Genomic DNA, 11,218 nt, shown 5'->3' with positions numbered 1-11,218 from the left:
TTGAGGGGTTGCCCTCCGCAAAAATAGCACGGTGCCAGGTTAATTAATCCAGCATAGAGGGGACGTACTCAGATCTGAGTACGTCCCCTCTATGTTTCAGAGTATATAAGAAGAGAAGAACAGTTTTATAATTGAAGAAGTGGCATGTGAGAACTAAGGCCACTTGCGCAGATTAGGGAAGACATTTAGAGCATTACATGTGAATTTGCCCGCATTTATCTGGTTATGGAAAGCCGCAGCTTGGTCGATGGGATTTGCGATCGCGGCGTACTTGCTGCTAGCTGTTTCTGGCTTATATATTTTTACTCAGCGCCAGCACTATCAAACGCGTCCTAGTTGGCTACTTTTTTTGCACCTTGGGGTAGGGATTATACTCACAGCTCTAGTGTTGCTTCTTTTAGGGATTGGTATTGTTGGCACCTTGGGTCATTTTGGCAGTTTGGGACACTCATGGCATTTGCTTGCAGGATTGAGTGTGGTGAGCCTAGTATTTCTTTCTGTTTGGAGTGCTGTGCAAATTAGCTTAATGCAACCTTGGGCGCGATCGCTTCATATCAGCACTAATTTTGTTCTGCTTGTTGTATTTCTGTGGGTTTCACTGACAGGATGGGAGGCTGTTCAAAAGTATTTGCCCTGAGCGTTTGTTCTGAGCTATCCATAAAAGTGCGGGCTATGAGCAGTTCAACTTGATTGAGCTCGCGACATTTACCCATTGCATCTACTGAAGGCTTTATTTATGGCATCTGGCGTTATTGTTATTGAGCATCCACTAATCCAGCACAAACTTACCCTCATGCGACGTGCTGAAACTAGTACTGCTAAGTTTCGTTCGCTTATGACAGAGATTAGTATGCTTCTAGCTTATGAGGTAACACGTGACTTGCCACTTAAGTATGAAGCAATCAAAACGCCGATTTGTGAGATGAATGCGCCTGTGCTGGCTCCTGACAAAAAGCTTGTTATTGTCTCAATTATGCGTGCAGGTCAGGGCATTTTGGATGGTATGCTGCAACTCATGCCGTCTGCAAGAGTCGGGCATATTGGTTTGTATCGAGAACCGACGACTTTGGAGCCGGTGGAGTATTACTTTAAGGTGCCGCACGATATTGAGGAGCGTGACATGCTAGTAGTAGACCCTATGGTCGCTACAGGTAATTCAGCCGCGGCTGCGGTTCAACGGCTGAAGGAGACTAACCCACGATCGCTGAAGTTGGTGTGTTTACTAGCTGCACCTGAAGGTATCAAAAATTTTCATGAACAGCACCCAGATGTTCCGATCTTTACGGCTGCAATCGATGAGAATTTGGATGAACATGGCTACATCGTTCCTGGGTTGGGCGATGCTGGTGATCGCTTATTTGGAACAAAGTGAGTGCTACTTGCGTAGAAATTGCTTTAATGTTGGTTGCCCTCTTCAAGACCAAAGCTAATTGCTGCTGTTCTATGCTTGATGCCTAAGTACGGTTACGTCGTTTATAAAGGCGAAGGAGACACCTAGTCGCCCTCCTTTTGTCAGGTAATGTAGTATTTGCTGTGTACTATTTGGGTGAATTAACTTAAGTCTGGCTATGGATAGTTATTTGCTGAAAAGGGCCGTCGTACAACAAATTAATCCAGAAAATTTCCTTCCCTTTGGTCAGATGATTGCTGCTTTAGATGACCATACACCTTTTAGTGAAAAGGACGCTCAATTGCAGATCCATAAAGGTATTCCTCGCTTTTATATTATGCGATTGTATCAGCGAGGCCGTAAATTTCATCACATCACTCGCCATCACTTTTGTACTCAGTGTCTAGGTTCTTTGGAAGGAAAGGATTGGTTGATGGGAGTGGCACCACCAAGCCTAGCAAAGTTTCCGGCTTGGAAAGACATTGTAGTGTTTCGTATCCCTGGAAATTGCTTTATTAAGCTTGCGGTTGGTACATGGCATGCAGGGCCTTTTTTCGACCATGATTGCGTAGATTTTTACAATCTTGAATTGAGTGATACTAACCTAGTTGATCACGACACCTGCAACCTTTTGGAGCAGCACGGCGTTGCGTTTGAGATCGTTTCATGATCCTTGGCTAACGAAGTTGTCAATCACGGTTACTTTGTTGGTCTAAAGAGCCGTAGACGGACGTGCTAGAAACGTAATTCTGTAATTGTTCAGGTACCTTCAAGCTACATGATTCAGGTGTACGGGTGGGGACATCGGCTACGACTGAATCATGTTGACGCCATAAAAATGAAAAACGCGTACTCGCTGAAATTGAATACACGTTTTTCTGGGTTATGACTAGTAGTTTAAGTGCTTGCAGTGGAGATGTTTAAATTAGAGTGTACTAGCCATCTTAGGAAACCCAGGATAGCTAAACCTAGCGGCTTCATACTAGTTAGGGCGCTAAAGACCCAGTTGGTTTCCGCGCTTGTACTGTAGATAGGCCGCGACAAAAAGACCAGCAAGAGTAATCGGGATTAGTCCAAGTACAATGCCTGACAAAAGTGGTTCTACCAAGTTCAATCTCCTTTTAAGTCGGCTACGCTGATATAGGCAGCCAATTCTACTTATACATAGTACAAGGTTCAGTGGCTGAGCGCAGCATACTTGACAAGATTGGCTACTGGAAGCCTTTACCTTTCTTCATACCTTTTGCCTGCTCTAAACGCGTTACCTATAGTGTGGACGTCAGCGAAGAAGCGGTATTTCTTTACTGCTCCAAGGTATGAGAGAATTGCGAAGTTATCTAAAGAGGCTTTAAAGTAGAGAAGTTATCGAATTAATTGCTTGCACCTGAATGCTTTTTGTTCTACGCACTTTTTAAGAACTTTTGGATAACCAGCTTCTCAATCAAGAAAGTTTGATTCAAAGGGTTGCTCTGATCATCCTAGCAGTCCTTGTTGCGGTCCTTGTTGCGATCGTTAGCATCTATCAGTTAAGTGCCTCTTCGCCCTATGTGCGTGATGTGATTGAGCGCGAAGGAGATGCTATACAAGGTCACGCCATTTTTCTGATGAATTGCGCTGGTTGTCACGGGACACAGGCTGATGGCCGAGTTGGGCCAAGCCTGATTGATGTCTCAAGCCGGAAGTCGAAAGTGAACATCATTCAACAGGTTATCAGTGGAAAAACTCCACCAATGCCTCAGTTTCAGCCCAGTCCTCAAGAAATGGCGGACTTGCTAAGCTACCTGACAAGCCTTTAGTCTGTTTATAGGCAAGGCTTAGCTTTGATTTAAACTGGGAGTCTTGATGGTAGGCGCTAGACAGCCGTTAATGACTGGCTAGCTGGTGGATGTCTGTAAGCCCCCTAGCATGATCAACAGCATCACGGTAAAGTCAGTAGAAAGTAATTTTGCCCTTTGGTGCGGTAATCTTACCGTAAGCTGTGGATGCAATGTTGGGTGAACTCCTCGGTGCACGCTACAAAGTTATTAATGTTTTGGGAGCAGGGGGATTTGGTAATACCTATATTGCCGAAGATACTCAGCGTCCTGGTAACCCGCGTTGTGTGCTGAAACATCTCACGTTTTCTAGCCCAAGAGCCTCGGTACTTCAGCAAGTGAGGCGGCTTTTTCAGGCGGAAGCAGCAACTTTAGAGCGATTAGGCAGGCACGACCAGATTCCACAATTGCTTGCTTACTTTGAAGAGGATCAAGAATTTTACCTGGTTCAAGAATTTATTGATGGGCACCCTCTTAGTGATGAATTGACTCAGGGTGTTCACTTCTCTGAGAGTCAGGTGGTTGCTTTACTAGACGATCTATTGGGCGTTCTGGAGTTTGTGCATAATCAAGGTGTGATTCATCGGGATATTAAGCCCGAAAATCTCATTCGCCGCGATCGTGATAGTAAATTGGTGCTGATTGACTTTGGAGCGGTAAAAACGCTAAGCAATACGATCGCGGAGGCAACGGGCGAAACTAATTTGAGCCTCCCGATTTATACCTCTGGCTATGCGGCTAGCGAACAGTGTTTGGGTAGGCCCCAGTTCAGCAGCGACTTGTATTCTTTGGGGATGGTTGCCATTCAAACGCTTACAGGAATGCGTCCATCTCAACTCCCGCAGGACTTTAATACGTCTGAACTTGTTTGGCGAGACCAGGTACAGGTAGATGAATCGTTAGCAACTTTTTTGGACAAAATGATTTGCTATCACTACATTCATCGGTATCAATCGGCTTTAGAGGCAAGACAAGCACTGCATCAGGTTGTGTTAGATAGTACGCCTGCAAGCCCCCAGTCTGCCCCTATCCCAAGGAGGCTCTCGGCCAATGCGCTCACCATAACACCGCCGCTTCAAACTCAGTTTCAAGCCGATCGCCATGAGCGACTCCCGGAACGCTACCGCTTTAAGGGAAGGCATGTTGTGATGGTTACTGGTGGCACAATTGTCGCTGCGTTTGCACTAATCGCACTGATACGCAGTTTCTCTCCTACTGCCCTAGTATCCCTCTCACCGTCTACGCCTTCAACAAAAGCAGGGCAACTTTTGGCGAGTGATCGCATCAGTGTAGGCGAAAAGCTCTTGAGCCGATGGCAGGCTGATCCTAAGAAGCAAGAAGGTGTGGAGCAGATTGCTGCTGGTGCATACGGGAAAGCTATCGCTACTTTAGAGTCAGCTCGCCGGAGCAACGAGGGCGATCCCGAAACCTTGATTTACCTCAATAACGCACGCATTGGTACTGAAAAAGCTTACACGATCGCCGTGGCGGTCCCGCTAGGCGATACTTTTGGTTCGGCGCTCGAAATTTTAAGAGGGGTTGCAAAGGCGCAGGACGATTTGAACCAGGCAGGCGGTATTAACGGTACGCGCTTAAAGGTCGTGATTGCCAATGACGATAACAAGCGTGATACGGCTCAACAGTTGGCAACAATACTGGCGAACCAACCAGAAATTTTAGGCGTGGTTGGACATGGCATTAGCGATACAACCCTATCTGCCGCTGCTATTTACCAGGCAAAGCAACTGGTGATGGTTTCACCCCTTAGCTCAGCGGTGCAACTGTCTAATTTTGGGCAGTATATTTTCCGCACGATGCCCAGCGATCGCCTAACGGCGAAGGCGTTGACTAACTATATGCTCAATGGCTTGAAGAAACGCAAAGTTGTCGTGTTCTTTAACGCGGCCAGTGCTTACAGTATGTCACTCAAAACTGAGTTCAAAAATGCGCTGTTCTACAACGGCGTAGAACTGATGAGCGAGTTTGATTTTTCTCGTCCCGATTTTGATGCCGCTGATAGTGTTGAGACGGCGATCGCCAAGGGTGCTGAAGTGATTATGTTGGCACCTGATAGTGAGGTTTCGGATCGGGCGATTCAGGTTTTGCAGTTGAATCGGCGGCGGCTTAAAGTCATTGGAGGAGACAGCATCTCGACGGTTAAACTGCTCAAAGTTGCCGGTAAAGACGCTGTCGGTATGACTGTTGCCGTGCCTGCTGATTTAGCTCGACGTCCGTTTCAACAACAGTCCAAGCAGCTTTGGGGGCAAAATGCTTCCGTGACTTGGCGTACAGCCCTAGCGTATGATGCCACTCAAGCCCTCATTGCAGCGTTGCGCAGCAACCCAAGCCGTGCTGGCATGCAAAGAGTGCTTGCTCAGCCTGCCTTTGTAGCGCCTGGCGCAGCAGAATCGGTGCGCTTTTTGTCGTCAGGCGATCGACAGAGCAATGTCCGCCTGATGGTAGTGGCCCCAACTACTGTCGGCAAGCGAACCAAATATGAGTTTAAGCCCCTGTTAAGTCGTTAAACGCTTACAGGAACTCTGAAAGCAGCGCTTTGGAACCTTTGACTTACAACAGGTTTTGGCTTTAGTTTGTAGGGGTAGCTGTACCTGGAGTTGCTACGGGAGGGGTTGACGTCCCTGTGAGTCGCTTTTTCTGAGCTTCTCGAAATGCAGCCGTCGCTGAGTCCAGGTTTTCTTGTTGCTCACCGACAAAATCCTCATTGCTGGTAGAGCCTGCTTGCATTGCCCGATGTATCAGGTCCATAACGCCGCCAGTTTGGTCATTTCCGCGACTAGAAAACGGATCACGAGTTTGCTGATCCTGAAAAATCTGCTGCGGCTGAGCAGGCTGTACCTCTTGTGCCAAAGCTGCCTGAGAAACTCCAATCACTAGACCGATCGCCGCCAGAACGAAAGCGATAGGGTATGGCTTCGCTGTGCGTGCTACTGAATGCTTTGTTCCAACCATAAGGCGACTCTCCATCAAGACAATCCGAACGTTCGCTACGCTCACTCTTTTCTAAGACAGCTATTGTTGCCAGAATGCTCCCCAGATGTTGCCTATTTTAGCATCAACTCAAAAAGCGCCTTCTTAATGGTTGAGGACAGTTCTCATGAAATGTTCAAGCTAGCGTCCGACGCAGCTTGGGTTGAATGAGCAACAGCGCGATCGCATCAAAGGCAAGCAGCAAGAGTAAGGCTGCTCCCAACGTAACCGTTCCCCAAGGAGCTTGCATGACGACACTGTTCAGTGACCAGTCGCTGTGCAGGTAGACATAGCGAATCGGTTCAATCGCATAACTCAGTGGGTTAAGCGTTGCCACCCATTGTAACCAGACAGGCATAAACGACAGCGGTACCAAGGCTGTGCTGGCAAACAGCAGCGGCAAGTTGGTCACAAAAATGACGGCAATAAGTTCGATATGACCCTGTAGTGAGAACGAAAGCCCCAGACTTAAAGCCGTCACGCCCAGTACCAGCAGTAGCACAATCAAGCCAACAAGCCCTAATCCTAGTACATTCGGTAAGCCTGCTCCTAAGAAGGCGCTCATGGCGACGATCGCGCCGGTTTGTATTAAGCTCAGCGTTGTAATAAAAATGGCTGATGCCATCACGATAGAGAAGCGGGATGCTAGAGGAGCGACTAACAGCCGATTCAGGAAACCAAACTCACGATCAAACATGACAGGTAAGCCTGCATTAAGCGCCCCACCAAAGGCGGTAAACACAATGACCCCTGCGCCCAAAAACTGTCCGTAGCTCACATCCGTGCCAAACAAGCCCGGTGGCGCATTTTGAAACAGTGCCCCGAACAATACCAGCCACATAATGGGTTGAATGATGCCTGCGATAAGAGTGGAGGGGCGACGCTGAAGCTGAATAAAAAGACGGCGGGTTAAGGCCCCGGTTTCTTGCATGAAATCGTCAAGCGCTGAAGTGGATGACGCTGTAGCCGCTTGTTTTGATGGAGCGGTGGAAGGCTCTGTCTTGGGGGGTGTAACGGTAGTACTCATGGAAACTCAGGTGGCGTTTAACGCATATTTTGCTTTCGTTCTGCTTTCGTATCGCGATTGCCCGTTGCGGCGATTTCGGCATCCAGCAATGTGCGGCCTGTCGCTGCCAGGTAAACATCATCCAGGCTAGGGCGCGCTTGAGCAATGCCAAAGGTGGGCAATCCGGCTGTTCGCAACGCTTGTTGAATGGTTGCAAGTGCATTGCTTTGAGGCTGCACAACCAGGTTAAGCGAATTTCCTTGCGCGCTGTTGATGATAATTTCTTGAACAGACGGTAAGGAATGGAGCAACTGTTTTGCCTTTTCCGCTTCTTCTATGGGTGAAAATTCACGAATCCGAAGGGTAATGCGATCGCCCCCCACGTTATTCTTCAAATTTGATGGCTTACCAGCAGCAATGACCACACCTTGATCAATAATGGCAACGCGATCGGCTAGTGCATCCACTTCCTCAAGGTAATGGCTAGTCAACAAGAGGGTGGTGCCCTCTGCCCGTAATTGACGCAGAAAGTCCCAAACCACCCGCCGACTTTCAATGTCTAAGCCAGCGGTGGGTTCATCTAACACCAGCACCTGGGGTTGATGCAATAGCCCTGCCGCCAGATCCAAGCGCTTCTTCAACCCACCTGAATAGGTGCCCGTTTTTGTATCTGCGTAGCTTTCTAAATCCAGGAGTTTGAGGACGAGGGCAATTCGTTCTTTGGCGATCGCCTTGGGAAGGTGATAGAGCGCTGCCTGAAGCTGAAGCAGTTCCCGCCCCGTGAGCACTTTATCTAGCGCTACTTCCTGCGCAATATAGCCTAAATGCCGTCGAGCCAAGCGAGGCTGATCAACCACCGAAATACCAGACACTTCTACTCTCCCAGCATCTGGTTCGGTTAACGTGCACAAGCAGCGTAGTGTTGTCGTTTTACCCGCACCGTTTGGCCCAAGAAGACCGAAAATCTCTCCTGCTTCAACTTCCAGTGAAACGTCTTTAACGGCTGCAACCGAGCCGTAGGACTTTTTCAGCTTTTCAATAAAGACCGTAGGAGCCATTGCACTCCTCCAAGCTATACAAATCTCAACACACCTAAATCTTATCGTAGTTAGAGACGTGTGCGTATTTCAGTGGGTAGACTCCTAATAGGCCGCGACGTGTAAGGGATCTGCTAAGAAGTAAAACCCAAAATTGAAGGGTGTAGGAGTGGATGGGTAGATGGGTAGACCAACCGTGGGATATTATTTTCCGGCGAGTCCCTAAGCGTTTAGAGGAGCCAGAACCCAGAAGGTTTAACCCCCGGTTCCTGACTCCTATGCTAAACCTGCTCTAAAGCGGTATTGCAGTATCAATTTGCACGTTACCCCCTCAAGACCCCAACAAACGTTTGTACGTTGTCTGCAACGGCGCTCACAATTTGATGGGTTAGTGGAAGGCTATCTAACCCCATGCCCGCGCAGAGCAGCATGAGATACAGAATGGAATACTTGAAGACCGATCGCGCAACCTGTAGATCTGAGGGACTCTGCGTCAGTTGCCACGCCTTTTGAACGAAAACGCCACCCAGAAGCAGCGCCACACCTGCATACACCGCACCCATGACATGCAAGGGATAAACCAGTAAGAGGGTAACTGGAATGAGCACCAGCGTGTAGTAGAAGATTTGGCGGGCCGTCGGTTCGTTGCCTACGACCACAGGCAGCATGGGCACCCCAACCTTTGCGTAATCTTCCCGAATTAGCACGGCTAAGGCCCAAAAGTGAGGCGGTGTCCAAAGGAAAATAATGGCGAATAGCACCCAGGCAGCCCAACTGAGATCACCTGTCACGGCTGCCCATCCTACCAGTGGCGGAATCGCTCCAGCCGCACCACCAATCACAATGTTGAGGGTGCTATGACGCTTAAGCCAATGGGTATAAATAAGCACGTAGAACACAATGCCAGACATGGCAAGGCATGCGCTTAACAGATTGGCAAAAGCAGTCAGCAGCGTAAATGAAGTGATGGTGAGGGCGATCGCAAAGATCAAAGCATCGCGGGGCTGCACTCGTCCAGATGGTAAGGGGCGATGACGTGTGCGCTCCATGATGTAGTCGATGTCACGATCGTAGAAGCAATTAATCGTATTGGCGGCTCCAGAAGCACAAGCCCCACTCAGCAGGGTGACAAGCAATAGAATGGGGTTGACATCACCCTTGGCTGCAATCCACATGCCGCCTGCCGTTGTAATCAGCAGCAGCAAAATAATGCGGGGTTTTGTGAGTTGATAATAGCTTTGAATGACCTGTAAGGCGTTGTCGTGTTGACGGGGGGGAGTCGTTAAGAGAGTTTCTTGCATTCGCCCTTTCCTAAAGAGACAGACTTAAAAAGACAAAGCAGCGCCGATGGTAAGCCGTATTCGTTCAATTGCGGTCGTCCAAATCGCTGACTAGAAACCGTTGAACTCGTTCACTTAGAGCGCAAGGCAAGCAGTCAGACTGGTTGACCAGTAGCTCGATCGCCTGGAAAGCTGTCCACTGGTGCAGAGGGTGCCGAAGCTGTGGCAATAGACTCCACTGTCACATTGTCACGTAGCCCCAGGACTGTAAACGCAACCAGCGTTCCCAACAGAGCCGCCCCGATCGCCTGATGCAACACGGTGAGCGGTTCGACTTGTAGCCTGAGTTTGAACGTGGCGATGCCTAGAAGAATTTGCAGCAGCACCAGCCCGCTTGCCATGCTAGCTAACTTTCGCAGGGTGGGATGGAGTGCGGGTGTTCGCCATACCAGAACCACCAACGTTAGCGTTGCTATGGTGGGTGGTACTACGCCTGCAATATGACTGTGCATGACTAAACAAAGGCCAGAATCGCTCAGGCATTGATGCAAGGCCCACTGAGATGCGACTAAAGCGCCCAGAATGCTCTGGCAAAAAACCAGCACTGCCGCCGTCAAACCAATCCAGGGCAGCTTACCCGCAGTTCCCATACCTTGATGGGGCATCAGAGCCATGCCGATCGACAGCAGCGTCACGAAAAACAGCAGCGCGGTGCCCAGGTGAGCGGTCACGATGTCAAAGCGAAGGAGTTCTGTTACCGTAAGTCCGCCTAAAAGCCCCTGAACCAGCACCAGCCCTAAAGCAAACGTGGTTGTCCAGGGTGCCCAACGGGGCAATGAGCGACGATACCACCAGGCCATCGCAGCAAGGGCGATCGCAAAAATGCCCATTGATGATGCGGTTAAACGGTGAAACCATTCTAGAAAAACCTGAAAATTCATCTGCTGTCGTGGTACCAACTCGCCGTAACAAAGAGGCCAATCGGGACAGGCAAGCCCTGCGTTCATGACCCGTGTTGCACTGCCTAACGCCATTAGAAACAGAGTTTCTGCTGCCATTGCTAGAGCAAAGCGGCTGACCCGCGATCGGGGAGGAGATTCAACAGTAGATTGATGGACGATAACATCAGCCATCGGCTTAACCCTTAAATCACGAACATTTAGACGGAGCGGAACGAACCCTCAGAGTGACTACTTATGCCAAACCTAGCACTACATTTCTAAGAGCGGGGTTTGTCTTACTCGCTTCCTAATACTTTAATGATGGTGTTGCTTTTGCAGCCTCCCCTTTGGAATTTCTTCGGATTGCACACGTCTAGCAGAGAAGGATCAACAGAGGCTCTCAGGTATCTTCTGCTGATGAAATGCGTTTAGTACCGAGGCTTTAACCCTTGATTGATTTTGTTACTGGTCTCACAGATAACAGAGTAAAAGCTGTAAGTTAGCGGACAATGCTGGAGGTTCTCTAGTTGGGGAACTCTGTTGCCGTGCTTCTTGCCAGCAGCGATCGAACGTTCTAAAGCGATCCTGAAGAAATTCATAAGGATAGTCAACGAATGCTCCGTTTCTGGAAGCACTGCTTTACCTTGTAAGGTAGGACAAACCTATCCAGATGACGCTTTGCTTGCTGAAGCTCGAACTTCTTTAGAGTTTGCTTCTTGTATTGAGTAAGCGTTCTCAGCGATCGACATTGTTTAAACGGAT

The 11,218-nt window shown here is 48.9% G+C and carries 11 protein-coding genes; 5 read left to right on the top strand and 6 right to left on the bottom strand.

Annotated elements, in window-relative coordinates; all coding sequences use genetic code 11:
- Positions 1-199: 199 nt before the first annotated feature.
- The 3 genes from AC5JLP_RS26675 (at position 200) to AC5JLP_RS26665 (ending at position 2,060) form a co-directional block, all read left to right on the top strand.
- Positions 200-637 (top strand): DUF4079 domain-containing protein, encoded by a 438-nt coding sequence (locus AC5JLP_RS26675; protein WP_496070873.1) that lies wholly within the window; start codon positions 200-202, stop codon positions 635-637.
- Between the two features lie 99 nt (positions 638-736).
- On the top strand, positions 737-1,372 hold the full coding sequence (gene upp, locus AC5JLP_RS26670) for a uracil phosphoribosyltransferase (RefSeq protein WP_496070872.1): 636 nt from the start codon (positions 737-739) through the stop codon (positions 1,370-1,372).
- Between the two features lie 196 nt (positions 1,373-1,568).
- Complete coding sequence (locus tag AC5JLP_RS26665; RefSeq protein ID WP_496070871.1) at positions 1,569-2,060, top strand: ureidoglycolate lyase; 492 nt, start codon at positions 1,569-1,571, stop codon at positions 2,058-2,060.
- A gap of 324 nt (positions 2,061-2,384) precedes the next feature.
- On the opposite strand, the gene petG is transcribed toward AC5JLP_RS26665, so the two are convergent.
- The gene (gene petG, locus AC5JLP_RS26660) at positions 2,385-2,483 is read right to left on the bottom strand and encodes a cytochrome b6-f complex subunit V (RefSeq protein ID WP_496070874.1); all 99 of its coding nucleotides are present in this window, start codon (positions 2,481-2,483) and stop codon (positions 2,385-2,387) included.
- 328 nt (positions 2,484-2,811) lie between these two features.
- On the opposite strand from petG, the gene AC5JLP_RS26655 reads away from it, so the two are divergent.
- Both AC5JLP_RS26655 and AC5JLP_RS26650 read left to right on the top strand, forming a co-directional pair.
- The gene (locus AC5JLP_RS26655; RefSeq protein ID WP_496070870.1) at positions 2,812-3,186 is read left to right on the top strand and encodes a c-type cytochrome; all 375 of its coding nucleotides are present in this window, start codon (positions 2,812-2,814) and stop codon (positions 3,184-3,186) included.
- Positions 3,187-3,377: 191 nt separating this feature from the next.
- A complete protein-coding gene (locus AC5JLP_RS26650) occupies positions 3,378-5,729 on the top strand; it encodes a bifunctional serine/threonine-protein kinase/ABC transporter substrate-binding protein (protein ID WP_496070869.1) in 2,352 nt (783 codons plus the stop codon).
- Between the two features lie 61 nt (positions 5,730-5,790).
- On the opposite strand, the gene AC5JLP_RS26645 is transcribed toward AC5JLP_RS26650, so the two are convergent.
- The 5 genes from AC5JLP_RS26645 to AC5JLP_RS26625 form a co-directional block, all read right to left on the bottom strand.
- Positions 5,791-6,174, bottom strand: coding sequence for a hypothetical protein (locus tag AC5JLP_RS26645; protein ID WP_496070868.1), 384 nt, complete (start codon positions 6,172-6,174; stop codon positions 5,791-5,793).
- 154 nt (positions 6,175-6,328) lie between these two features.
- Entirely contained in the window at positions 6,329-7,219 is an 891-nt protein-coding gene (locus tag AC5JLP_RS26640; RefSeq protein WP_496070867.1) for an ABC transporter permease, read from the bottom strand.
- A 17-nt stretch (positions 7,220-7,236) separates the two neighbouring features.
- Complete coding sequence (locus AC5JLP_RS26635; protein ID WP_496070866.1) at positions 7,237-8,256, bottom strand: ABC transporter ATP-binding protein; 1,020 nt, start codon at positions 8,254-8,256, stop codon at positions 7,237-7,239.
- A gap of 302 nt (positions 8,257-8,558) precedes the next feature.
- Entirely contained in the window at positions 8,559-9,536 is a 978-nt protein-coding gene (locus tag AC5JLP_RS26630; RefSeq protein WP_496070865.1) for a heme o synthase, read from the bottom strand.
- A 134-nt stretch (positions 9,537-9,670) separates the two neighbouring features.
- The gene (locus tag AC5JLP_RS26625) at positions 9,671-10,648 is read right to left on the bottom strand and encodes a COX15/CtaA family protein (RefSeq protein ID WP_496070864.1); all 978 of its coding nucleotides are present in this window, start codon (positions 10,646-10,648) and stop codon (positions 9,671-9,673) included.
- Positions 10,649-11,218 lie beyond the last annotated feature (570 nt).

The sequence above is a fragment of the Stenomitos rutilans genome (genome assembly GCF_059505485.1).
The sequence above is the reverse complement of the archived record's forward strand: the minus strand, read 5'-3'. Positions and strand labels throughout refer to the sequence as shown.

Coding starts and splice junctions, on each gene's coding strand:
- upp (WP_496070872.1), top strand. CDS start 737: ATGGCATCTGGCGTTATTGTTATTGAGCATCCACTAATCCAGCACAAA.
- AC5JLP_RS26665 (WP_496070871.1), top strand. CDS start 1,569: ATGGATAGTTATTTGCTGAAAAGGGCCGTCGTACAACAAATTAATCCA.
- AC5JLP_RS26650 (WP_496070869.1), top strand. CDS start 3,378: ATGTTGGGTGAACTCCTCGGTGCACGCTACAAAGTTATTAATGTTTTG.
- AC5JLP_RS26645 (WP_496070868.1), bottom strand. CDS start 6,174: ATGGTTGGAACAAAGCATTCAGTAGCACGCACAGCGAAGCCATACCCT.
- AC5JLP_RS26640 (WP_496070867.1), bottom strand. CDS start 7,219: ATGAGTACTACCGTTACACCCCCCAAGACAGAGCCTTCCACCGCTCCA.
- AC5JLP_RS26635 (WP_496070866.1), bottom strand. CDS start 8,256: ATGGCTCCTACGGTCTTTATTGAAAAGCTGAAAAAGTCCTACGGCTCG.
- AC5JLP_RS26630 (WP_496070865.1), bottom strand. CDS start 9,536: ATGCAAGAAACTCTCTTAACGACTCCCCCCCGTCAACACGACAACGCC.
- AC5JLP_RS26625 (WP_496070864.1), bottom strand. CDS start 10,648: ATGGCTGATGTTATCGTCCATCAATCTACTGTTGAATCTCCTCCCCGA.